General features: G+C 71.1%; 27 protein-coding genes. 15 read left to right on the top strand and 12 right to left on the bottom strand.

Features of this window, described 5'->3' with window-relative positions; translation table 11 throughout:
• Positions 1–3 precede the first annotated feature (3 nt).
• Complete coding sequence (locus tag C4U44_RS22910; protein WP_103887854.1) at positions 4–423, bottom strand: hypothetical protein; 420 nt, start codon at positions 421–423, stop codon at positions 4–6.
• 40 nt (positions 424–463) lie between these two features.
• A complete protein-coding gene (locus tag C4U44_RS22915) occupies positions 464–1,120 on the bottom strand; it encodes a TetR/AcrR family transcriptional regulator (RefSeq protein WP_235032275.1) in 657 nt (218 codons plus the stop codon).
• A 95-nt stretch (positions 1,121–1,215) separates the two neighbouring features.
• Between C4U44_RS22915 and C4U44_RS22920 the strand changes: the two genes are divergently transcribed.
• From C4U44_RS22920 to C4U44_RS22945, 6 genes are all read left to right on the top strand, one after another.
• Positions 1,216–2,877, top strand: coding sequence for an MFS transporter (locus tag C4U44_RS22920; protein WP_103887855.1), 1,662 nt, complete (start codon positions 1,216–1,218; stop codon positions 2,875–2,877).
• Between the two features lie 114 nt (positions 2,878–2,991).
• The gene (locus C4U44_RS22925; RefSeq protein WP_103887856.1) at positions 2,992–3,468 is read left to right on the top strand and encodes a low molecular weight protein-tyrosine-phosphatase; all 477 of its coding nucleotides are present in this window, start codon (positions 2,992–2,994) and stop codon (positions 3,466–3,468) included.
• Positions 3,441–4,340, top strand: a complete 900-nt coding sequence (locus C4U44_RS22930) for a fructosamine kinase family protein (RefSeq protein WP_103887857.1) — start codon at positions 3,441–3,443, stop codon at positions 4,338–4,340. The genes C4U44_RS22925 and C4U44_RS22930 overlap by 28 nt, the downstream gene beginning before the upstream one ends.
• Positions 4,341–4,413: 73 nt before the next feature.
• On the top strand, positions 4,414–4,872 hold the full coding sequence (locus C4U44_RS22935) for a type II toxin-antitoxin system PemK/MazF family toxin (RefSeq protein ID WP_103887858.1): 459 nt from the start codon (positions 4,414–4,416) through the stop codon (positions 4,870–4,872).
• Between the two features lie 91 nt (positions 4,873–4,963).
• Positions 4,964–5,635: a cytidylate kinase family protein gene (locus C4U44_RS22940; RefSeq protein ID WP_103887859.1), complete on the top strand. Its 672-nt coding sequence runs from the start codon at positions 4,964–4,966 to the stop codon at positions 5,633–5,635.
• A gap of 140 nt (positions 5,636–5,775) precedes the next feature.
• Positions 5,776–6,165: a hypothetical protein gene (locus C4U44_RS22945; protein ID WP_235032277.1), complete on the top strand. Its 390-nt coding sequence runs from the start codon at positions 5,776–5,778 to the stop codon at positions 6,163–6,165.
• Between the two features lie 44 nt (positions 6,166–6,209).
• On the opposite strand, the gene C4U44_RS22950 is transcribed toward C4U44_RS22945, so the two are convergent.
• The 3 genes from C4U44_RS22950 to C4U44_RS22960 all read right to left on the bottom strand — a co-directional run bounded on the left by C4U44_RS22950 (position 6,210) and on the right by C4U44_RS22960 (position 7,668).
• The gene (locus tag C4U44_RS22950; RefSeq protein WP_146088320.1) at positions 6,210–6,782 is read right to left on the bottom strand and encodes a hypothetical protein; all 573 of its coding nucleotides are present in this window, start codon (positions 6,780–6,782) and stop codon (positions 6,210–6,212) included.
• Positions 6,783–6,900: 118 nt separating this feature from the next.
• Positions 6,901–7,167 carry a hypothetical protein gene (locus C4U44_RS22955; protein WP_103887861.1) on the bottom strand — a complete coding sequence of 89 codons (267 nt, stop codon included), beginning with the start codon at positions 7,165–7,167 and terminating at the stop codon, positions 6,901–6,903.
• 42 nt (positions 7,168–7,209) lie between these two features.
• Positions 7,210–7,668 (bottom strand): MarR family winged helix-turn-helix transcriptional regulator, encoded by a 459-nt coding sequence (locus C4U44_RS22960; RefSeq protein ID WP_103887862.1) that lies wholly within the window; start codon positions 7,666–7,668, stop codon positions 7,210–7,212.
• A 63-nt stretch (positions 7,669–7,731) separates the two neighbouring features.
• Here C4U44_RS22960 and C4U44_RS22965 point away from each other — a divergent pair, with 63 nt between their 5' ends.
• Entirely contained in the window at positions 7,732–8,100 is a 369-nt protein-coding gene (locus C4U44_RS22965) for a VOC family protein (protein ID WP_103887863.1), read from the top strand.
• 19 nt (positions 8,101–8,119) lie between these two features.
• On the opposite strand, the gene C4U44_RS22970 is transcribed toward C4U44_RS22965, so the two are convergent.
• Both C4U44_RS22970 and C4U44_RS22975 read right to left on the bottom strand, forming a co-directional pair.
• The gene (locus C4U44_RS22970) at positions 8,120–8,848 is read right to left on the bottom strand and encodes a class I SAM-dependent methyltransferase (protein ID WP_407642876.1); all 729 of its coding nucleotides are present in this window, start codon (positions 8,846–8,848) and stop codon (positions 8,120–8,122) included.
• Between the two features lie 235 nt (positions 8,849–9,083).
• Positions 9,084–9,428, bottom strand: coding sequence for a hypothetical protein (locus C4U44_RS22975; protein ID WP_103887865.1), 345 nt, complete (start codon positions 9,426–9,428; stop codon positions 9,084–9,086).
• 140 nt (positions 9,429–9,568) lie between these two features.
• Here C4U44_RS22975 and C4U44_RS22980 point away from each other — a divergent pair, with 140 nt between their 5' ends.
• From C4U44_RS22980 to C4U44_RS22985, 3 genes are all read left to right on the top strand, one after another.
• A complete protein-coding gene (locus tag C4U44_RS22980; protein ID WP_103887866.1) occupies positions 9,569–9,952 on the top strand; it encodes a hypothetical protein in 384 nt (127 codons plus the stop codon).
• A 372-nt stretch (positions 9,953–10,324) separates the two neighbouring features.
• Positions 10,325–10,591, top strand: coding sequence for a hypothetical protein (locus tag C4U44_RS42630; RefSeq protein ID WP_235032279.1), 267 nt, complete (start codon positions 10,325–10,327; stop codon positions 10,589–10,591).
• The gene (locus C4U44_RS22985) at positions 10,592–11,380 is read left to right on the top strand and encodes an adenosine deaminase family protein (RefSeq protein ID WP_235032280.1); all 789 of its coding nucleotides are present in this window, start codon (positions 10,592–10,594) and stop codon (positions 11,378–11,380) included.
• A 12-nt stretch (positions 11,381–11,392) separates the two neighbouring features.
• Here the strand turns inward: C4U44_RS22985 and C4U44_RS22990 are convergent, their stop codons facing one another.
• Positions 11,393–12,415 (bottom strand): NAD(P)/FAD-dependent oxidoreductase, encoded by a 1,023-nt coding sequence (locus C4U44_RS22990; protein ID WP_160145086.1) that lies wholly within the window; start codon positions 12,413–12,415, stop codon positions 11,393–11,395.
• Positions 12,416–12,812: 397 nt separating this feature from the next.
• Between C4U44_RS22990 and C4U44_RS22995 the strand changes: the two genes are divergently transcribed.
• The 3 genes from C4U44_RS22995 to C4U44_RS23005 all read left to right on the top strand — a co-directional run bounded on the left by C4U44_RS22995 (position 12,813) and on the right by C4U44_RS23005 (position 15,260).
• Positions 12,813–13,202, top strand: coding sequence for a VOC family protein (locus tag C4U44_RS22995; RefSeq protein ID WP_103887868.1), 390 nt, complete (start codon positions 12,813–12,815; stop codon positions 13,200–13,202).
• A 181-nt stretch (positions 13,203–13,383) separates the two neighbouring features.
• Complete coding sequence (locus C4U44_RS23000) at positions 13,384–13,770, top strand: hypothetical protein (protein WP_235032281.1); 387 nt, start codon at positions 13,384–13,386, stop codon at positions 13,768–13,770.
• Positions 13,767–15,260, top strand: coding sequence for a caspase, EACC1-associated type (locus C4U44_RS23005; RefSeq protein WP_103887869.1), 1,494 nt, complete (start codon positions 13,767–13,769; stop codon positions 15,258–15,260). The genes C4U44_RS23000 and C4U44_RS23005 overlap by 4 nt, the downstream gene beginning before the upstream one ends.
• A 69-nt stretch (positions 15,261–15,329) precedes the next feature.
• Here C4U44_RS23005 and C4U44_RS23010 read toward each other — a convergent pair whose 3' ends face one another.
• Positions 15,330–15,782 carry a winged helix-turn-helix transcriptional regulator gene (locus C4U44_RS23010; protein WP_103887870.1) on the bottom strand — a complete coding sequence of 151 codons (453 nt, stop codon included), beginning with the start codon at positions 15,780–15,782 and terminating at the stop codon, positions 15,330–15,332.
• Between the two features lie 256 nt (positions 15,783–16,038).
• Here C4U44_RS23010 and C4U44_RS23015 point away from each other — a divergent pair, with 256 nt between their 5' ends.
• Positions 16,039–17,238 (top strand): MFS transporter, encoded by a 1,200-nt coding sequence (locus C4U44_RS23015; protein ID WP_235032303.1) that lies wholly within the window; start codon positions 16,039–16,041, stop codon positions 17,236–17,238.
• Positions 17,239–17,329: 91 nt separating this feature from the next.
• The gene (locus C4U44_RS23020) at positions 17,330–17,767 is read left to right on the top strand and encodes a DUF6188 family protein (protein ID WP_103887871.1); all 438 of its coding nucleotides are present in this window, start codon (positions 17,330–17,332) and stop codon (positions 17,765–17,767) included.
• A 71-nt stretch (positions 17,768–17,838) separates the two neighbouring features.
• Here C4U44_RS23020 and C4U44_RS23025 read toward each other — a convergent pair whose 3' ends face one another.
• From C4U44_RS23025 to C4U44_RS23035, 3 genes are all read right to left on the bottom strand, one after another.
• Entirely contained in the window at positions 17,839–18,480 is a 642-nt protein-coding gene (locus C4U44_RS23025; protein ID WP_103887872.1) for a class I SAM-dependent methyltransferase, read from the bottom strand.
• Positions 18,481–18,532: 52 nt separating this feature from the next.
• A complete protein-coding gene (locus C4U44_RS23030; protein ID WP_103888053.1) occupies positions 18,533–19,156 on the bottom strand; it encodes a histidine phosphatase family protein in 624 nt (207 codons plus the stop codon).
• Positions 19,157–19,243: 87 nt separating this feature from the next.
• Complete coding sequence (locus tag C4U44_RS23035) at positions 19,244–19,897, bottom strand: alpha/beta hydrolase (protein ID WP_103887873.1); 654 nt, start codon at positions 19,895–19,897, stop codon at positions 19,244–19,246.
• Between the last annotated feature and the right edge of the window lie 121 nt (positions 19,898–20,018).

Consider the following 20,018-nt stretch of genomic DNA (forward strand, 5'->3'; position numbering starts at 1 on the left):
TTGCTACACCTCGTAATCCTGGGCCAGCTCCTCCCAGCGAATGCTGCGAAGCGCAAGGTCAGCATCCTCACCCTCCGGTACCTCCGGTGCTGGCTGAAACCAGGCGACGACGAGGGTGGAGCCGTCCATTGCCGGATCGAGCGCCGTGGAGTTGAAGACGCCGATGCAAGCCACGGAAGGCAGCACCTCAACGGGGCCGAAGGCGCCGGCGGTCTCGTCCGGGTACTCGCGGGAGGGCGGAACGAGATGCACCGGCGTGGAGGGAAACGCGCTTTCAGCCTGCCGCTGGAGCCAACTGACCTTCAGGTCGTTGATGTACTTGCACGGGTAGCCCTCCAGCATCCCGTCGTAGGTCGAAGACATCCGTAGCTCGGTGAGCCGGATCGAACGACCGGACGAGAGGACTATGCGGCCCAGTGACATGCCGACACCCTATGCGCACGATTCACTTCCGATACACGGCCTAGACCCCCGCCTCCAGCAGCCCGAACGCCGCCTCTGCCTCGGCGGTGCACTCCGCCAGCACGTCCGCAGGCCGCTCTCCCGCCAGCATCCGTTCGAGGTTGCGCCCGCTGAGTACGCGCTGCACGGCGATCACCTGCGCGGCGAGGGCGGCCGGCAGCAGCGCGTCCGCGGGCCGGTCCAGCGCTTCCGCCAGCGCCCGCGCGAGCGACTCCTCTCCGCGGCTCCACTGCTCCAGCAGCCGCAGCTTCAGGCTCGGCGTGGACAGCACCATTCGCCGGAAGGCCAGCACCTCCTCGATGTCGGTGAGTCCGGCGATCGGGTCGAACGCCCGCAGCAGCGCCAGGAAGTGCCGGCGGAGCGCCGCGACCGGTGACTCGCCGGGCTCCCGCTCGCGCACGACCCGGGCGGCCTCGTCCTCGTGGTCGCCGATCTGCGAGAGGACGAGATCCTCCTTCGCCGGGAAGTAGTTGAAGACCGTCTTCTTGGAGACCTCGGCGGCGTCGGCCACGTCGGCCACCGAGACGTTGTCGAAGCCGCGGGCCATGAACAGCTCGACCGCGGTGTCCGAGATCAGCTCGCTCGTCCGCAGCTTCTTGCGCTCCCGCAGGCCCGGCCAGCCCGCGTCCGTCTGCTCCACCACCGGTTCGTCCGCCACAGCCACTCACTCTACCAGCGGTTTTTCACGGAGCCGATATTTACTGCCGGTGTAGCTATTGTCTTCATGTAAAGTTACACCTAGTGTATGTATGCATGAGCGCGACCACCCATACGTCCCGTACCAGTACCTGGGCCGCCGTGTACGACGGCCCCACGCTCCTGATGAGCGCCCGCAAGGTGCAGGCCGTCTCGGCGGCCTGCATCCTCGTCCTGCTGCTCGCCCTCCTCGACGTCAACATCGTCTCGGCGGTGGCGTGGAGGATGGTCGCCGACCTGGACCCGGTGCACGGCATCGGCGAACTGCCCTGGCTGACCTCCTGCTACGCGCTGGCCGACTGCATGGTCGTGCCGCTGTACGGCAAGCTCGCCGACGAGTACGGCGCAAAGCCGATGCTCGTCACCGCGCTCGGCATCTTCGCGGCCGGGTCGCTGCTCTGCGGGATCGCGCAGAACCTCACCCAGCTGATCGTCTTCCGCGCCGTCCAGGGCCTGGGCGCGGGCGGGTTGACCGCGATCACGCTGGTGGTGACCGGCATCCTGTTCAACGACCGGGAGGGCAGGTCGGGCGACGAGGGGGCGGTCAACGACGGGTTCGGCAACGACGGTTCGGGCGGCGGCGGTTCGGATGAAGAGGCGCCGGCCGGCGCGGGTGCCCCACGCGCGGACCGCCCGCTCAAACCGTCGAGCGCCGTCGGCATCGGCGCCTCCGTGATGTTCGGCCTCGGCCTCGCCCTCGGCCCGCCGCTGGGCGGCCTGATCGCGGACAGCCTCGACTGGCGCTGGGTCTTCTTCCTCAACCTCCCCTTCTCGCTGGGCGCCTTCGTCGTCTTCGTCGCCGCGCTGAACATGCCGGCCAACCCCGTACGCCGCAGGGTCGACTTCCTGGGCGCGGCGCTGCTCGGCGGGTTCGGTGCCTGCGCGCTGCTGGTCACGGAGTGGGGTGGCACCCGCTACCCGTGGGCGTCGTCCGCGATCGCGGCCCTCGCGACCGGCGCCGTACTGCTCGCGGGCTGCTTCGTCTGGCGCAGCCTGACCGCCGCCGAGCCGCTGGTGTCGCTGGCGCTGATGCGCAACCCGGTCTTCCGGGCGATGATGCCGATCTCGCTCATCGCGGGAGTCGGGGTGGCGGGCGGCCTGCTCTACGTCAGCGGGTACCTCCAGATCGGGCGCGGTCTGAGCACCGGCCGGTCCGGGCTGCTGGTGCTGTGCATGGCGGCCGGCATCCTGGCGTCGATCCCGGTGGCGCGGGCGATCTTCGCGCTGCTCGGCAGGTTCACGTACCTGCTGGTCGCCGCCGGTGTCATCCAGGCGGCGGTGCTCGCGCTCTTCGGCGGCCTGGGCCCGGACACCAGCTACTGGCTGGTCGGCGCCGGCTGCTTCGTACTCGGCATCGGGATCGGTCAATCCCTCGGGCTGGGGCTGCAGTTCATGCAGAGTTCCGTCGCCACCTCCGACCTCGGGGTCGCGACCTCCTCCCTCCGCTTCTGCCAGCAACTGGGCACCGCGGCCGGGTTCGCCCTCTACAGCACCCTCGTCGCCCGCTACCTCGACGCCCACCTCACCGGTGCGGCCGGCGCCGCGAACGTCCACGGCGACCTGGACACCTCCGCGCTCGCCCACCTCCCGCCCGCCCAGCACCGCGCCGCCGTCGGGGTGTTCATCCACGCCACCGACCTCGTCTTCGTGGTGGCCGCCGCGATATCGCTCGCCGCGGGCCTGCTCGCCTTCTCCATCCGCGAACGCCGTTATGTCTAGCCGTCCTACGTTCGGACCAACCGGTCGTCGAATCCCGGCGCGCCGGTGGCGCGGGCGGAGGCGCCCACGGCCAGGGCGCCGGGAGGCACGGGGCCGGGGTCGTAGGGTGGTGGCGTGCATCTGTGCTTCGTCTGCAGCGGGAACATCTGCCGGTCGCCGTCCGCCGCACTGGTGGTCGCCGAGGAACTGCGCCGGGCCGGGCTGGCGGACCGCGTGCGGGGCACCAGCGCGGGCATCGGGCCCTGGCACGTCGGCGATCCCATCGATCCGCGGGCCGGGGAGGTGCTGGAGCGCCACGGCTATCCCGTGGAACACGTCGCCGCGCAGGTCGGCGCCGAGCACCTCGACGCGGACCTCTTCCTGGCGATGGACCGGGGCCACGAGAAGGCGTTGCGCAAGCTGGTGCCCGACCCGTCGCGGGTCCGGATGCTGCGCTCGTTCGACCCGGATGCGGTGGCCGGCGGATTGGGCGACCTCGACGTACCCGACCCGTACTACGGCGGTCCGGACGGCTTCGAGGAGGTGCTGGCGATGATCGAGGCGTCGACGCCGGGCCTGCTCGCATGGGTGCGCGAGCACCTCGACCCGTGACCGCGGACCCGCCCGACGGACGGGCCCCGCAGGCCGCGGCGGCGCGGCTGACGGGCCGCTCGGTCACCGGCGCGCGCCGCCGTTCCGGAGCGCTCACCGAGGTCGCGCTCGACGACGGAACCACGGTCATGGTCAAGCACGGCGACGGCCCGGGTGCGATCCGCGCGGAGGCGGCCGGACTGAGGTGGCTGGCCGACGCGGGTACGGTCCGGGTGCCGGAGGTACGCGGCGACGATGCGTCGTGGCTGGTGATCGGCCTGGTGCCGGCCGGCCGGGCGAGGGCGGAGGCAGCGGCCCGCTTCGGCAGCGGGCTGGCGGCCCTGCACGCCGCCGGCGCCCCTGCGTTTGGCGCTCCGCCTCCCGGCGGCCCGCAGGACGCGTACATCGGGACGGCGCCGATGCGGAACACCATCGGGCCCGACTGGCCGCGCTGGTACGCCGAGCAGCGCGTGCTGCCGTACCTGCGCACGGCCGTCGACCGGGGCACGCTGCTCCCCACGGAGTCGGCCCTCGTGGAGCGCGTCTGCGAGCGGCTGCCCGGCCTCGCGGGTCCCGCCGAGCCGCCGGCCCGCCTGCACGGCGACCTCTGGAGCGGGAACGTCCTGTGGGGCGCGGACGGCGAGGCGTGGCTGATCGACCCGGCCGCGCACGGAGGGCACCGCGAGACGGATCTGGCGATGCTGCGGCTCTTCGGCTGCCCGCATCTGGAGCGGGTGCTCGACGCTTATCAGGGTGCCGCACCGCTCGCGCCCGGCTGGGAGCGCCGGGTCGCGCTCCACCAGCTCTTCCCGCTACTCGTGCATACGGTCCTGTTCGGGCGTTCCTACGCGGAGCAGGCGTTGGCGGCGGCCCGGACGGCCCTGTCGGGATGACGGGGCAGACTCGTACGGTGTCGGATTCGAGTTCGGCGCAGGGGTTCGCGCTCGGCGCGAGGAGGGGTGAGCGATGAGCAGTGGGATGTGGGCCGCCGTGCTGGCGGTGGCGGCGCTGGCGCTGGTCGCGGCGCTGATCGACGGTCGGGCCAGGTCACGGCGGCCACCGCGGCGTTCGAAGACGCGGACCCGGCCGGGGACGGGGACGGGGAGCCGTACCGGCGCGCGGGTGCCGCGCAGGGGAGAGGTGTGGTGGGCGGACGTCCCCTTCGAGGACGGAGCCGGGTCGAAGGACCGTCCCTGCCTGGTGCTGGCGGTGCGGGGGCAGTCCGTGCGGGTCGTCAAGATCACCTCGAAGCGGCACGACGAACTCCCGGGCGTGCTGGCCCTGCCCGCGGGCACGGTCGACGACGCGGCGCACCGGCAGAGCTACTTGGAGACCCGCGAGCTGCGGGACGTCCCGCTCCCGGCCTTCCGCCGCCCCGCCGGCGCGGTGAACGCCCGCTTCATGAAACGGCTCGACCTCCCGTAGGACCGGCCCGGAACCAGGCGCCCTCGTGGAAGGCCGGTCGGCGACCGTACCCTGGATTGCTCCGCACACCGACGTCGTGAGAGAGGCAGCAATGGATCACGGTACCCGCGGTGAGCTCATCCACCGGCTGGCCGAGGCGATCGGGGCCGTCAGCACCCCGCACCCGGTGCGGGTCGCCGTCGACGGGCCGCCCGCCGCGGGCAAGACCACGCTCGCCGACGAACTCGCCGTCGCCGTGCGCGCGCAGGGCCGCGAGGTGATCCGGGCGACCATCGACGACTTCCTCGTCCCCCGCGCCCAGCGCTACCGGCGGGGCCGGTACACCGCCGAGGGCTGCTACTTCGACGCCCACGACCACGCCGCACTGCGCCGGGTCCTGCTCGACCCGCTCGGGCCGGGCGGACACCGCAGGTTCCAGGCCGCGATCCACGACGGGGCCACGGACACCCCGCTGTCGCCACCGGCGGTGACCGCCTCCGCGGACGCCGTCCTCCTCTTCGACGGCGTCTTCCTCCTGCGCCCGGAACTCGTCGACAGCTGGGAGCTGCGCATCTTCGTGTCCGCCCCCTTCGAGCAGACGGTGGCCCGAGCCCACACCCGGGGCACAGCGCCGGCCGGATCCGAGATCGAGCGATCGTGGCGCGAGCGCTACATCCCGGCGCAGCAGCTCTACGCGGCGACGGCTCACCCCACCGCCCTCGCGGACTTCATCGTCCACAACGCCCAGCCCCACCACCCGTCCTGGGAAGCCGGGTCCGACTGACCCTTGCCGCGTTATTGTCGTTCGGAGCTGAGTCCGGGAATTCGGCTGACGGTCTCCGCCTCCTGCGTGCTCCCTCGCGCACCGCCCTTCGATGCACACGGTCGACCGGAACTCAGTGCGCGGACGGGAGAGGAGATCGTATGAGCACGCCCAACCCCTCAGCCGAGGGCGGGCAGGAGTGGCCCGCCGACAAGCTGGCCGCGTTGCGCCTGGGCCGGCGCCTGGTCGCCGAGGTCCCGACCGGCCGGCCCGATCGCCGGGCGTTCGTCGACGTCACACCGTTCACCGTTCCCGCCGACATCCAAGCCCGCCGCCAGGGCTGGCAGCGAACCGATCCCACGCGCGGATTCCGGCTGACGCACTGGGAGTACGACGCCGGCCGCATCCTCGGCTTCGACTACGACATCGGAGCCGTCCTGCTCAACGAAGCCACCGCCCCGGACGAACCCGCCCTGGCCGCCACCCTCGAAGCGTGGCACCTGCATCCCGAGCAGTTCCGCTACCCCTGGCAAACCGACGACCCGAGATAGCCGCACCGGACATGACCCGGGCCCCTGTGACGAGTCAAACCACGTCAGCTCTGTGGCCGACCATGGCGGAACTCCTCAGAAGGCATCGAGTCCCATTCGGTGTTCGCTCCGTCGCGCGTCACCATGAACAACGGACGCGACCGCAGGACCTGCCCGACGGGTTGCCCGCACATGACGACCCCGGGATCATCCGGCCCTGCGCAACCGTCGACGTTGTAGCGAAAGTACACGTCCATTGCCTCGGCGTACGCGATCATGTCGCTCTCCAGCTCCGACAGGTCCCTCCCGACGAGCGAGATGCCGTCGTACTTGACCTGAGGACCGGTCACGGCATCTGCAGCGACGCAGAACAGCCTCACCGCCTGACTCACGTATGCCGTGACGGCCGGCGGACAGGAAGCCGCCCCCTGACGGTGGACTTCGATCTTCCACGTCGGCGAGAAGACTTTGTGGTGTCGAGCGCAATCACTGACCTTCGCTCGGCCGAGAACCTGAGCCGCCTCGACCACTTCGTCGACGGTCATACCGAACCGGAGCGGTCCCACGCCAACTGTCGGTGCATAGGACCACTCGTCCCCGTCGGCGACTCCGGAATCCCCTCCGGTCGGGAAGGTCATGCTCGGCCCCTGGAGACGAATGAGAGCTTGCCGGCGGCGAATTGGTCCTGCGGGGGCGGGGTCTGGCGCGGCCAACGGGTGCCCGTGTGTTCCGATGCGGCCGCCCGAAATGCTTCCGTCAACGCGGCCCCCGGGTACGTTGCGACAGGAGGAGCCGTTGGGTTCCGGACAGCGACTGCTCCCGGTCGGCCTCCGGCTCCTCGTGGTGGATCCGCGTGGGAATGGCAACGGTTTCACCCTCGACCTCGACCTCGATCGGTCGAACCAGCGCGAACGTGGTGCCCGGCATGACCGCCAGGACGCTTCGCACCTCGCGCGCAGGGCGGGACGGAAACGCGGCTGCCAGGACGCCGGTGACGTTCGACGGATCCTGCGGCAGCTGCATGAATCGAGAGTAAGCCGTGGCACACGTGCGCCGAGGACGGAGCTACGTCGCGTCGTTGCCCTCGCGCAGCGAGCGGACCATGCTCTTCAGCGCGCGGAACGCGTCCGACTGCTCGGCCTCGCTCATGCCCGCCAGCATTCTGACCTCGACGGACCGGACCGCCACCGTCGCCTTCTCCAGGCTCCGCCTGCCGCGGGGGGTGAGCCGCGCCGGGAGGACCTTCCCGACGGCCGCCTCCGCGGGCCTGCTCACGTAGCCGTCCCGTTCCAACGCCTGGAGCAGCACGTTCATCGACTGCCGGGTCACGAACGCGCCGCGCGCCAGCTCGGAGTTCGACAGGCCCGGCCGTTGCGCCAGCAGCTCGAGGCAGGAGTAGTGCGTCACGGTCATCCCGAGTGGCCGCAGCACCTCCTCCATGGCGGCGCGCAGGGCGCTCGAAGCCTCTTTCAGCAGGTAGCCCAGTGAGCTGTCCAGGTCGACGCCGTCACCGCTTTGACTCATGTCAGCATTCTGACATACAGTGGTTCGTGTCAGTAAACTGACACGAAGAGAAGGAGTATCACCATGCCCGTCACCGGCCCCGACTTCATCTCGCTCCAGGCCCGCGACCTCGACGTTTCGCAGGCGTTCTACGAGCACTACCTCGGCCTCGTCCGCTCGCCGGCCGGGCCGCCGCACGCCGTCGTCTTCGAGACGAAGCCGATCGCGTTCGCGCTGCGCGACGTCGTGCCCGGCACCGATCTCGCCTCCGCGCCCCAGCCCGGCATCGGCGCGGCGATATGGCTCCACGCCACCGACGTCCAGGCCATCCACGACGCGCTCGTCGCCGACGGCCGGACCATCGTCTCCGCACCGATCGACGGCCCCTTCGGCCGGACCTTCGCCTTCGCCGACCCCGACGGCTACCACGTCACCCTCCACGACCGCACCTGATCCGTGCGGAGGACCGAGGTCAGTCGGCTTCCAGGACGAAGAACAGGAAACACAGGAAGCGGGACCTGGCGGCGACGCTGTCGGGGAACACCTCGCGCGCTGCCGGATCGGGCTCCGGCTCACTGATGACCCTGATCCGGAAGCCGCCGGCCGTGAACGCGTCGGTCATCGCGTGCAGCGGCCGGTGCCAGAGGCTGACCGGGGCGCTCTGGTCGCCGTAGGTCCACTCCTCGACCCAGTTGGTGGTGTCGAAGTACTTGTACTCGTTCTCGCGACCCGCCTGGCGGTGCATCAGGTTGATGGCGAAGGGGTGCTCCACGGCGACGATCAGCCTCCCGCCGGGCTTGAGGACGCGCCGCAGCTCGGCCAGTGCCGGGCCCCAGTCCTCCAGGTAGTGCAGTACGAGGGCGGCCACGACATCGTCGAACGTGTCGTCGGCGTACGGAAGCGGGCTCCCGAGCCGGGCCAGTTGCAGGTCCGCGTCGTCACCGAGCCGACGCCGAGCCAGCTCCAGCATCCCCGCGCTCGCGTCGAAACCGCTGACCGTCGCGCCGCGGTCGCGAAGCGCGGCGAACAGCGGGCCGGAGCCGCAGCCCGCGTCCAGAATCCGGCGGCCTGACACGTCTCCGGCGAGGGCCAGCATCGCGGGCCGCTGGTAGTAGCCGTTGATGAGGTTCGCCTCGTTCTCGGCGGTGTACCCCTCGGCGAAGACGTCGTAGGGGTTGCCCTCCGACGATTCCACGGTCACCGCGGAGGGCGAAGTGGGCCTGGTGGAAGGCGGGTTCACGTTCTGCTCGTCCGAGGTCCCTGGGGTCTCTGAGGTCACGGTGCGGGAGACGTGTGCGGAGTCGCTACGGTTCCTGGCCGCACGCTCCCGCGATGCCCCTGCGGTGACGGGGGATGCCCAGTGGCCCGGTGGCTGGTCGAGCCGACGAGCGGTGCTTCACGCCGAAGAGATGACCTGACCCGTGGTCGGACCGCGCTCAGTCCCTCAGGGTCTCGCCCTGGGGGTCGTAGCAGACCAGCCCATGTTCGCGAGCCAGGGCAGCGGCATACTCGGAGACCTCCTCCGCCCTGCGGTAGGACATGAGCAGGTAGACGATCGGACCCGCGGCCTCGTCCATGACGGGGGGCGACGCCCAGGGGCTGCCGGGGGCGTCCTCCGGATAGCGTTCGACAAGGGCGTTGACGTACGCCTCGATGCGCGGTGACGGTTCCGTGGGTGTGTCGTCCGATTCGAGGTAACGCTCGGAGAGCTCGTCGAAGAGGGCTCCCGCCTCCTCGTCGAGTGGCTGCTCCCCGTCCCATACGGCCAGGTCATAGGTCATGCACGGATCGTCGCAGGTGCCGACGTGGTCGACGTCGCCGCCTCCCAGGCGCTGACCTGGTGCCGTATCAAGCAACGCCTCGTTTGGCGGGACGGACGGGGCCAGCCGGCTGTTGCATGCGGTCCGCGTAGTCTCGCGGCATGCATGCGCATCTGAGCTTCGACAACCCTCCCCCGCTGCCCCACGAGGTGGTGGCCGAGGTGCTGGAGCGGGCTCTGCATGACCGTTCCGCGGAGGGCGAGGCGGCGGGAGTCCTGGTCGGGATCGCGTTGAACGACGACGACGCGGAGTTCGTCGAGCATTGGTGCCTGCAAGTCGGGACACGGGCGGTGCCGGGTAGTCCGCTGCTCGGGCTGGCCGGCCTCTGTTTGGGGCACACTGCTCGGCGCTTCGGACGTCTCGGGGATGAGGCCCTGGCGCTGGCACGGTCACTGGCAGCGCGGGCTGACACGGACCCGGAGGACGTCGACGGTCGGGCTCTCGACGGATACGACGATGTGCGGAGCTTCCTGCACCTGTGGTGACGCTGCGTGCCGCTGTCCCGGATGAGGCCACGGTGACCCCGTTCACGAGGGTGGGCGGAGGGTTTCGGGGCGTAGGACCGTTCGGAACCGGTCCAGGCGGGCCGGTCGGCGTGAGGGTGCGTTCGGGCGAGTCCGCGACGGCCATGAGCCCGTCCGCGGCGCCCGGAAAACACCGCTCGGGTGGCGCCTGGAAAGGTCCGCGACGGCTTTCTGCGGTGTCTCCGAATGCCTTTCCCCGTGCCGCGTCAGGAGTCCGTGCCGTGTCCGCCGGTCGTCCGTGTGGCGGGCCGCACTCGCTTCTGTACGGAGAGGACCCGCTCGCTCTCCGGTCCGTTCCGGCTCTACCGTCTCCGTCTCGGAAGGGGGCAGGACATGGGTGAATCCGGCGGTGGCAGCGGGGACAGTACGGCGGTCCGGGGCGTCATCCCCGAGGTGCGGCTGCTGCCCAAGGGAGAACTGCACCTCCACCTTCTGGCGGCGATGCGCCCGGCCACGTTGGCCGAGTTGGCATCGGACGCCGGACGCGAGGCCCCCGACCCGCGTGGCTTCCGTACGTTCGACGAGTTCCAGGAGGTCTACGCCGCCGCATTCGAGGCGACCTCGGAGAAGCCGGCGAACCTGTCACGCGTGGTGGGCTAGATGGTGGCTGATGTGGCCGCCGACGGCGGGGTCTGGGTCCAGCCGCACTTCGACCCGCGTTCGTACGCACATTTCGGCGCGCCGGAGGAGGTGCTGGACCTGGTGATCGACGCCGGGCGGCAAGCCGGTGCGGTCCACGGAGTCGGGTTCGGCCTCACCCTCGCGGTCTCCCGCCATGGAAGCCCCGAGGACGCCGTTCACCTCGCGCGTCTGGCCGCCCGAAACGCCGGACGGGGAGTCCACGCCTTGGGGCTGACCGGTCACGAACAGGCCCGTGGAGCCGAGGACTTCGTCGAAGCCTTCATCATCGCCAGGGCCGCCGGGCTGACGTGCGCCCCGCATGCGGGCGAACTGTCCGGTCCCGAGAGCGTCCGCGCAGCCGTCGTCCACCTCGGCGCCACCCGTATCGCGCACGGCATCCGCGCCGCGGAGGACCCCGCGCTCCTGGAGTTCCTGGTCGAGCGCTGCGTCTCCCTGGACGTCTGCCTGACGTCCAACCGGATCCTGGGAGTTGTCCCCGACCTGTCCCAACACCCGCTGCCCCGCCTGCTGGACGCGGGACTGCGCTGCTCCCTGGGGACCGACGACCCGCTGATGTTCGGGGCTTCGCTCACGGACGAGTACGAGATCGCGCGCGCGACCCTGGGACTCACCGACCCGCAACTCGCCGCGATCGCTCGTACGTCGATCGAGACCAGCGATGCGCCGGCCGAACTGATCGCGGCAGCCGTCGCCCGTATCGGCGAATGGACGGCACCGGACGAACGGAGCGAGACCGTTGCCGGGTGACCGCCGACCGTTCTAGAACCGGTCCAGGCGGCAACCCGCCAGCGCCGACTCCACGGTTCCCTCGACCAACTCCCGTGCGACCAGGCGCCCCACGGCCGCGGCGAGGGTGACCGCCGCGTGCGTCACGGCCACGTAGAGGCCGGGGACCTCGGCGACCGGGCCGATGATCGGCTCGCCGTCGACCGGCATGGGGCGCGGCCCGATACGGGTGCTGAGCAACTCCACGCTCTCGGCGCCGCGGAAGGTGGACCGGACGGCGGCGAGGGTGCATTCGCGCGAGTCCGCGGCGGCGATCAACCGGTCCGCGGCGACCTGCCGGAGATCGAAGTCCTCGGTGTTGACCACGGTACGGACCAGTCCGGCCGGGGCGCAGAACCGGAACAGCGGCGACGGCGACGCTTCGACCGGTACGTGCACGCCGAGCTGCGCGCCCAACGCGGCCGTGGCAACTCCCGCCGCCAGCACCACTGTTGTGCCGGGGAGAAGTCCTGCTGGCGTTTCGACCCCGGCGATCCGGCCTTCTCGGTCCCGGCGGATCGCGGTGACCGGTGTATCCGGATGGACCCGCGCTCCATGGGTGCGGGCGGCCCCTGCCAGTCGCTCGGTCACGCGCACCGAGTCGACGGCGCCGTCGTCCGGCGCCCAGACGGCCCACTCCGGCGGCTCCTGGAGCGCGGGCTCCAGCCTTGCCGCGGTGGCGGCGTCCACGATCGTCTGCCCGGGCCCGGCGTCCGGTGCACCGCCGTCCCTTCGCCAGCTCAGCGAGCCGGACCAGGTCACCGGGAGCCCCGGCACCTCGGCTTCGAGCCGGCGGTACTCCGCCGTCGCGGTGTAGCGCAGAGCGGCGGCCGGCCCGCGACGTACGCCCGACGCTCCGATCCAGGCGAACGAGTCCGCCGTCACCCCGCCGCCCGGCTGCCCGGCGTCGACCAACGTCACCCCGGCCCCCGCACGGGCAGCGTGATAGGCCACCGACGCACCGAGGATGCCGGCGCCGACGACGATCACGTCCCTGCTCACCAGTGGGCTCGACACGCGCACGACCCTAGCCGCCGCGGAGTCCGCCCGCGCGGCATTAAAGGCCCGGCCCGGCGAAGGGGCCGGTCTGCGGCTTCCCCCCGCAGATGGCTCCGAAAGAAGGGCATCCGCCACCGCATCGCCCGTAAGAGCATCGAGTCGTCCACCGGATCGGGCCGCCTCGCTGGGTCGCCGCGAGGAGAGTTTCCTGGCCGGCCGGATGCCGTCGCTTGCACCACCGCTACGGACGTAAGGCCGAGCACTTCCTTGCCTTCGTCGGTACAGCCGCAGCCTTCATCAACTACCGCCGACTCAGGACTTGGACGACAGCGACTAGGGTCTGGGGCGACATCGCGTGCCGGTCACCGGCTGGGTGAGGCATGGAGGTGTCGGGACATGCCTTCGGAGGCATTCCTTGTCAGTCGAGTTGAACCACACGATCGTCCACGCCCGGGACAACCGGGAGTCCGCAGAATTCTTCGCGAGCCTGCTCAGTCTTGAGATCACCGCCGAGTGGGGCCCGTTCATCGCGGTCGACCTGAGCAATGGCGTCACTCTGGACTTCGCCACGATCCCTGCGGACAGCATCACCCCCCAGCACTACGCCTTCCTGGTCTCCGAGGAGGAGTTCGACGCGGCGTACGCGCGGATCAGGGAGCGCGGCATCGAGCACTACGCCGACCCCCACCGGAAGCAGCCCGGCATGATCAACCACAACGATGGTGGCCGCGGCGTGTACTTCATGGACCCGGCGGGCCACGCCATGGAACTCATCACCGTGCCGTACGGCGGCTGGACCTCGTAACCCCATGCACCGAGGGCCGCACCCCAGCGAGGAGTGCGGCCCTCGCCCGGGCGCGCGGGCGCAAGTTCCTCCAGCTGTCGGAGCCCCGCCGATAGAGTGGGTGGTCAACGGCGGGCGTGGCGACGGGGGCGGGATGGCCGTGGGCGGGACTGTGCGACTTGTGGTGGCAGGCGCGGCCGATGTGGATACCGACGAACTCGAAACCCTCACGGCGCAGTTGAGGCGACGCCTCCTCGAACTCGACGTCGACGACGTGCGGTTGGCGCGTTCCGATGGGCCCGTGCCGGACGGGGCGAAGCCGGGGGAGCTCTTGAGTGTCGGAGTGCTCGCCGTCACGCTCGCGCCGGCGGTGATCCGCCCCGTGCTGCGGCTGGTGGAGGCGTGGATGACAAGCCGTCCGGTCCGGACGGTCACGGTGGAGTGGGACGGCCGTACGCTCGAACTCGGAGCGGCCACCCCGGAGCAGCAGGAGCGGCTGCTGACCGCCTTCCTGGAGGGTGGCCGGGCGCCGTCCGACGTCTCGTCGGCCACTTCCGAGGAACCGCCGGCGCGGGACCAGCGCGCATGACGGACTCCACGCCGGGGTCGGGGCGTCGGGAGGCGCTGCTGATCGCGACGGGCCGCTACGACAACAGGTCCTTCAAGGCGCTGCGTTCCCCGGGTCAGGACAGCGCCCGGCTCGCCGCCGTCCTCGCCGACCGGAACATCGGCGGCTTCCGCACCCAGCGGGTCAGCAACGCCTCCGCGCACCGGGTGTTGCGCGCGATCGAGGGGTTCTTCCAGAACCGCAGTCGCAACGACCTGCTCCTGCTGCACATCTCGTGCCACGGCATCAAGGACGACGAGGACGGCTCCCTCTACTTCGCGGCACGCGACACCGACAGGGACCTGCTGGCGTCCACGGCCGTCCCGGCGTCCTTCCTGCGCGAACGGATGGACCGCTGCCGGGCCAGCATCGTGCTGCTGCTGGACTGCTGCTACAGCGGGGCGTTCCTGCCGGGCATGAAGGGCGACGACCGGGTGCACGTACAAGACGATCTCGGCGGCCACGGCAGGGCGGTGCTGACCGCGACCAGCCGCACCGAGTACGCGTGGGAGGGCGGGCAGTTGAAGACCGGCGAACCGGTACCCTCCCGTTTCACCGGGGCGATCATCGAGGGCCTGTCCACGGGTGCGGCGGACAGCGACGGCGACGGCCGCATCACGGTGACCGAGCTGTACGACTACGTGTATGAGACCCTGCAACGCGCGGGGGTGAAGCAGTCACCGCGGATGTGGGCGGACCTGGAGTACCAGGTCATGATCGCCCGGGCGGCGGGACCGGCGGGGGCGGGAAGGACTCGGCGGGCGCGGCAGACCGTGCCCCCTGCGGAGGCTCCACCGCTTCCGTCGGACCCACCGCCTGCGTCGGACCCGCTGCTCCCCTCGGACGTACTGCCCCCGTACTACGCCCCGCAGGAGACGAACCCGGGGGCGTCGGCGGCAGGGGAATTCCTCGCGGGTTACCTCGGGCGGGACGAGCTGATCCAACTGCCCCTGAATCTGGTCGAGATGGCGCAGGGCACGGTGAAGGACGTCCACGTGGACACGTGGATCCTCTGCCCGGAGTGCAAGGGCTCCGGGTGGGGGAGATGGGAGATCCTGTCCTGCTCCCACTGCTACAAGGGCGACCAGGGCCGCGCCCGCGGCCGGCGCACCCTCACCATCAAAGTGCCCGCCGGTGTCGAGAAGGGCACGCGCGTCCGGTTCAGGGGGAAGGGGGCGATCGGTCGCCCCAACGCACCGGCGGGAGACCTGTACGTCGAGATCGAGGAGATCCCGCACGACGACTTCCAGCGCATCGGCCACGACCTCTACGGCCGGCTGTTCCTGAGCCCGTGGGAGGCGTCGAACGGAGGCACCTTCCCCTTCGAGACCCTGCTGGACGGTCCGAGGCATCTCGTCATCCCGCCGGGTGTCCCCGACGGACAGTTCTACCGCCTGCGGAAGCTCGGCGTCAGGCACCTCAGCGGCGGCGACCGGGGCGACCTCCTGATCCGCGTGCACATCCGCGACTGACCGGCCCGCCGCGCCCCGAACTCCGTCTCGCCGCAGCGTTTCTGCTCACCGAGTGGAGATCTCTTCTCCTCACTGAGCGGAGACCTTGCGTACGGTCGTGTCCTCGGGGCCCACCCGGCGCCCGTCCGACGCCAGCACCTCCAGCGGGCGAAGGTGCCGACCCTGCTGGCGGTCGACCAGCTCCGAGTGCGGTTCGCCCGGGGCGAAGGAGTTCTGCTCTCCCCACTGCCGCAGCGCCACGATGACGGGGAAGAGCGCCTTGCCCTTCGGAGTCAGTGCGTATTCGCGGTAGGCGCTGCCGTCCGAGGCGGGAACGGATTCGAGGACGCCCCCGTCGATCAGGGCGCGCAGGCGCGCGGCGAGGATGTTCTTCGCCACGCCGAGGCTGCGCTGGAACTCCCCGAAGCGGCGGCTCCCGTCGAAGGCGTCCCGCACGATCAGCAGGGACCACCAGTCCCCGATCGCGTCGACCGACCGGGCGACGGGACATTCGCTGCCGTCGAACCGCGTCCTGCTCACCATGGCGTGCCTCGCTCTCCCACTGGTTGCAACATGCTACCAGAACGAGCTACGGTCGCCTCTGGTAGCAAGATGCAACCGGGTTGCGGGAGGGATGCTGATGAACGGAGACGGTGAGCGCGTGACGGGAGGGGGCGTGACGCGGAGGGCCGTGAGACGGCCGACCGGAGCTGTACCCACGGAGGCCGTACCCCCCGAGGCCGTACCCCCCGAGGCCGGGCCGACCGGGGCCCGACGCGGGGAGGCCGCCGCGCCCGGCCTGTCCCGTGGCCTCGTCATCCTCTTCGCCGTCGCCTGCGGGGCGGCGGTGGCGAACGTCTACTTCTCCCAGCCCCTCCTGGTGACCATCGGCCACGACCTCGCCATCGGCCCGGCGCTCGTCGGCAGCGTGGTCACCCTCACGCAGGTCGGATACGGGCTCGGACTCCTCTTCCTCGTGCCGCTGGGCGACGTGGCCGACCGCAGGCGGCTCATCGTCGCTCACCTGCTGTTCCTGGTGGTGGCGCTGGCCGTGGTGGCCACCGCCCGCACCGCGGCGGTCCTGCTCGTGGGCATGGCCGCGACGGGGATGCTGGCGGTCGTCACGCAGACGCTGGTGGCCTTCGCGGCATCACTCGCCCCTCCCGCCGGGCGCGGACGGGTCGTCGGTGTGGTCACCAGCGGCGTGGTCGTCGGAATCCTGCTCGCCCGCACCGCATCCGGCCTCCTCGCCGACCTCGCCGGCTGGCGCTCCGTCTACCTCGCCTCGGCGACCCTCACCGCGCTGCTCGCGCTGGTCCTGTACCGCGTGCTGCCGCGCCGCGGTGACGCTCCGCCGACGGCCCTGCGTTACGGACAGCTGCTGCGCTCCACGATCGCCCTGTTCACCTGTGAACGGCTACTGCGGATCCGGGCGTTGCTCGGTCTGCTGATCTTCGCCGCGTTCAGCACCCTGTGGAGCAGCGTGGCCCTACCGCTGAGCGGGGCCCCGTACTTCCTGTCCCACAGCGAGATCGGGGCGTTCGGGCTGATCGGTGTCGCCGGCGCCCTCGCCGCGAACGCCGCGGGCCGCCTGAACGACCGGGGGCTCTCCCGGCGGACCACCGGAATCGCCCTGGCACTCCTCGCCGCCTCGTGGCTGCCCTTGGCCTTCACCCGCAGCTCGCTCTGGGCCCTGGCGGCCGGGGTGATCCTGCTCGACCTCGCCGTGCAGGCGGTCCACGTCACCAACCAGACCCTGATCTACGCGCTGCACCCGGAAGCGGGCAGCCGGCTGATCGGCGGATACATGGTCTTCTACTCGATCGGCAGCGCCACCGGCGCCCTCGCCGCGACCTCCCTCTACGCGGTAGCCGGCTGGGGCGCGGTGTGCGCCTTGGGTGCGGCATTCAGCGTCCTCGGCCTCGCCGTGTGGGTGTTCACGCGCGACGGCGCGCCCGAACACCCGGCCGCCAAGGGCACATTTCGCAGCGGGAGTTGACCGTGCTCCATCACGGCAACGCCGCAGGCACGCGTGACGAGTTGCCTCGGCCCGGGCTCTGAACGATGTCAGCGTGCACCATGGTGCGGTGATGAGCACCGGAGGCGATCCGCGCGAGTACGAGGACCGGTGGGTGCTGGATCTGCGCGGGCTGGGCGTCGTCAGGATCAGAGTCGACTTCCGGCTGACGCTGGTCCTCGACGCAGGCTGGGAAATCGTGCTCGAAGGGTCGACCCGGCTCTCATCCGGGTCGGTCCGCGCTGATCCCGGGGTGGTGCTCGCGCCGGAGTCCCAGGACGTGGCGGCCGCCCTTTCCCTGTTCGGGGCAACGGTGTTGTCCCTGGTCGCCTTCAAGTCGGGCAGCCTGCGCGCGGTCTTCGACAACGGCACCCGCCTGAGGTGCCCGAGCGACCCGTCGTTCGAGGCATGGCAGATCGCGGGACCACGAGGATGGCGCTTCGTCTCCCTGCCCGGAGGCGACCTCGCGGTCTGGCGCGGCGCCGCGGTCGGACCCAACGGCACGAACTGAGCTGCGCGTTCGTGCGGGGCTCGGTCAGACGGCGGGCGAACCCGCCTACCTCACACGCCAGTTGTCCACCATCAGTCGCGCCGTGCGAACAGGACCGCCTGCGAGGCCGCCTCTCCCGGTTCCAGCAGCATCTGGGCCTCGACCGTGAAGCCCGCCGCCTCCAGCCAGCCGGCGACCTGCTCCGGCCGGCGACGGTGGACCCGCACCTTCATCGGGTGGCCGCCGTACCCTTCGGTCTTCAGCCGGACGCCGTCGCCGACGTGGAACATGACCTGGAGCGGTCCACCCGGGCGCACCGCCCGATGGAACCGCTCGATCACGGACCGCACCTCGTCGTCCGGGAGATGGATCAACGAGTGCCAGGCGAGCAGGCCGGCCACCGACGCGGCGGGCAGGTCCAGTTCCGTCATCGAGCTCACCGCGAACCGCAGTCCGGGATGATCGCGCCGCGCCACCTCGATCATCCCCGGAGAGAGGTCGATACCGAAGGCGTCGACGCCGAGAGCGTGCAGGTGCGCCGTGACGTGGCCCGGACCGCACCCGACGTCCGCGACCGGCCCGCCTCCCGCGGCCCGTACGGCGTCGGCGAACAGCGCCAGCGCGCCGGAGAGGTAGCGGTCCCCCGCGATGGCCTCGCGCACCTTGTCGGCGTAGCCGGCTGCGACGGTGTCGTAGGAGGTTCGGGTGTCGGTCAGCCAGTCGTCCGTTGCCATGGTCGACACGGTAGTCAGGAGGGCGGGGCCGAGGTGAACGGGCCGGCACCGTTCAGATGTGGACCTCTGGGGGGAAGCCCGTCCAGCGCAGGTCGGCGGGCAGATGCCGCATGTCGTTGGAGACGAGAACGGTGGCCGGGCGGCCGGGCGCGTAACGGATCACTGTGAGCGCGGCGTTGGCGTGGTTGAGGCCGAGCCAGCGCCACATCGGTGCGTGCATGGCGTCCCGGACGAACCAGGCGACGAGGAAGTTGTGGGTGACGATCAGCTCGTGCCGGTCAGTGTCACCGTCCACCGGCCCGCCGAACCTGTCCAATGCCCGGCGGGCCAGCGCCGGCCCCTGCTCCCGCTCCTCCTCCGAGGCGTCGGCGAGAAAGCGGAGGTAGAAGTCCGCTGCCTCCGAGGGGAGTTCGTCCCTCACCGGCATATAGGGAACGTAGTCACCGGCGACGTCCGACACGTGCAGGGGAACGTCCTCCAGCTGCTCGCCGATCAGACGTGCGGTCTCCGCTGCCCTTGGCAACGGTCCGTGGTGGACGCTCGCGAGAGGAACGCCCCGGAGGCGTTGGCCGAGCAGCACGGCCTGCCGACGGCCGCCCTCCGTCAACCCGCCCTCCTCCGACGCCGCTTCGCCGTGCCGCACCAGATAGAGGTAACGAGTGGCCGTACCGGTCATCCCCAACTCCCCGCGTCCACCGACGATCTTGCCCATCGAGGGACGCACCCCCCTCTGCCGACGGTTCCCGATGCCCGGCACGCCGGCTCAACGCCCGAACGCCCAGCGCACCATCAGCGGGAGCTCCTCGCTCCAGAACGCACCGCCGTGCGAGCCGGACCGCTCGGTCATCACGACGTCCCCGCCCGCGTCGTGCAGTGCGACCGCCCAGCGCGTCGCGTTCTCGCGGAAGAACGGCTCCGAGGTGCCCGCGACGAGATACGCGCGCGGGAGCGTCGTCGGCAGCGGAGCGGAGGGGCGGAAGCCGGCGCCCGGCGATGCGCAGAAGACCGCACCGTAGAGGTCCGGGTGCCGGAGGGCGACAGCGAGCGCCAGTTCCCCACCGGCGGACACACCGAACACCGCGGTGCGCTCGGCGGGGAGCGCGAGCCCGAAGCGCGAGCGCGCCCATCGGGGGACATCGTGGACGAAGAACTCCTCGTGCGCCGCGAACCGTTCCGGGTCGAAGTCCGGTGAGTACTCGTGGAGCCGGAGCGTCTCGTCGGCCGCCCGATGCGTCCCGACGACCATCGTGGGCGGCACGTCGGCCGCCGCCTCCAGAACCGCGGCCCACTGCGGGACCAGCTGGCCGTCACCCGCGAACACCACTGCCTCGGGCGCACCCGGCGGGACGTATGCCGTGACGCGCCGGCCGCCGTCGTACGCGAAGGTCTCGGTGACGAGTTCCCCGGTGATGGACATGGTCACCGTCTCCTCGCCGGCGACGCCCGGCCGTGACGGGCCCGCACGGGAATCCCGTCTTCAGCAGCCCCGGGCGAAAGGATCGAAGCTTCGTCAGCCTGCCGGCCCACCCTAACGCCCG

It is taken from the genome of Actinacidiphila yanglinensis, from assembly GCF_900107965.1.
In the GTDB taxonomy this organism is placed as follows: Bacteria; Actinomycetota; Actinomycetes; order Streptomycetales; family Streptomycetaceae; genus Actinacidiphila; species Actinacidiphila yanglinensis.

Coding starts and splice junctions, on each gene's coding strand:
- C4U44_RS22960 (WP_103887862.1), bottom strand. CDS start 7,668: ATGAGTCAAAGCGGTGACGGCGTCGACCTGGACAGCTCACTGGGCTAC.
- C4U44_RS23020 (WP_103887871.1), top strand. CDS start 17,330: ATGAGCACCGGAGGCGATCCGCGCGAGTACGAGGACCGGTGGGTGCTG.
- C4U44_RS23010 (WP_103887870.1), bottom strand. CDS start 15,782: ATGGTGAGCAGGACGCGGTTCGACGGCAGCGAATGTCCCGTCGCCCGG.
- C4U44_RS23005 (WP_103887869.1), top strand. CDS start 13,767: ATGACGGACTCCACGCCGGGGTCGGGGCGTCGGGAGGCGCTGCTGATC.
- C4U44_RS22975 (WP_103887865.1), bottom strand. CDS start 9,428: ATGACCTATGACCTGGCCGTATGGGACGGGGAGCAGCCACTCGACGAG.
- C4U44_RS23025 (WP_103887872.1), bottom strand. CDS start 18,480: ATGGCAACGGACGACTGGCTGACCGACACCCGAACCTCCTACGACACC.
- C4U44_RS22965 (WP_103887863.1), top strand. CDS start 7,732: ATGCCCGTCACCGGCCCCGACTTCATCTCGCTCCAGGCCCGCGACCTC.
- C4U44_RS22980 (WP_103887866.1), top strand. CDS start 9,569: ATGCATGCGCATCTGAGCTTCGACAACCCTCCCCCGCTGCCCCACGAG.
- C4U44_RS42630 (WP_235032279.1), top strand. CDS start 10,325: ATGGGTGAATCCGGCGGTGGCAGCGGGGACAGTACGGCGGTCCGGGGC.
- C4U44_RS22955 (WP_103887861.1), bottom strand. CDS start 7,167: ATGCAGCTGCCGCAGGATCCGTCGAACGTCACCGGCGTCCTGGCAGCC.
- C4U44_RS22940 (WP_103887859.1), top strand. CDS start 4,964: ATGGATCACGGTACCCGCGGTGAGCTCATCCACCGGCTGGCCGAGGCG.
- C4U44_RS22920 (WP_103887855.1), top strand. CDS start 1,216: ATGAGCGCGACCACCCATACGTCCCGTACCAGTACCTGGGCCGCCGTG.
- C4U44_RS23030 (WP_103888053.1), bottom strand. CDS start 19,156: ATGACCGGTACGGCCACTCGTTACCTCTATCTGGTGCGGCACGGCGAA.
- C4U44_RS22935 (WP_103887858.1), top strand. CDS start 4,414: ATGAGCAGTGGGATGTGGGCCGCCGTGCTGGCGGTGGCGGCGCTGGCG.
- C4U44_RS22945 (WP_235032277.1), top strand. CDS start 5,776: ATGAGCACGCCCAACCCCTCAGCCGAGGGCGGGCAGGAGTGGCCCGCC.
- C4U44_RS22910 (WP_103887854.1), bottom strand. CDS start 423: ATGTCACTGGGCCGCATAGTCCTCTCGTCCGGTCGTTCGATCCGGCTC.
- C4U44_RS23035 (WP_103887873.1), bottom strand. CDS start 19,897: ATGTCCATCACCGGGGAACTCGTCACCGAGACCTTCGCGTACGACGGC.
- C4U44_RS22930 (WP_103887857.1), top strand. CDS start 3,441: ATGGGTGCGCGAGCACCTCGACCCGTGACCGCGGACCCGCCCGACGGA.
- C4U44_RS22985 (WP_235032280.1), top strand. CDS start 10,592: ATGGTGGCTGATGTGGCCGCCGACGGCGGGGTCTGGGTCCAGCCGCAC.
- C4U44_RS22950 (WP_146088320.1), bottom strand. CDS start 6,782: ATGACCTTCCCGACCGGAGGGGATTCCGGAGTCGCCGACGGGGACGAG.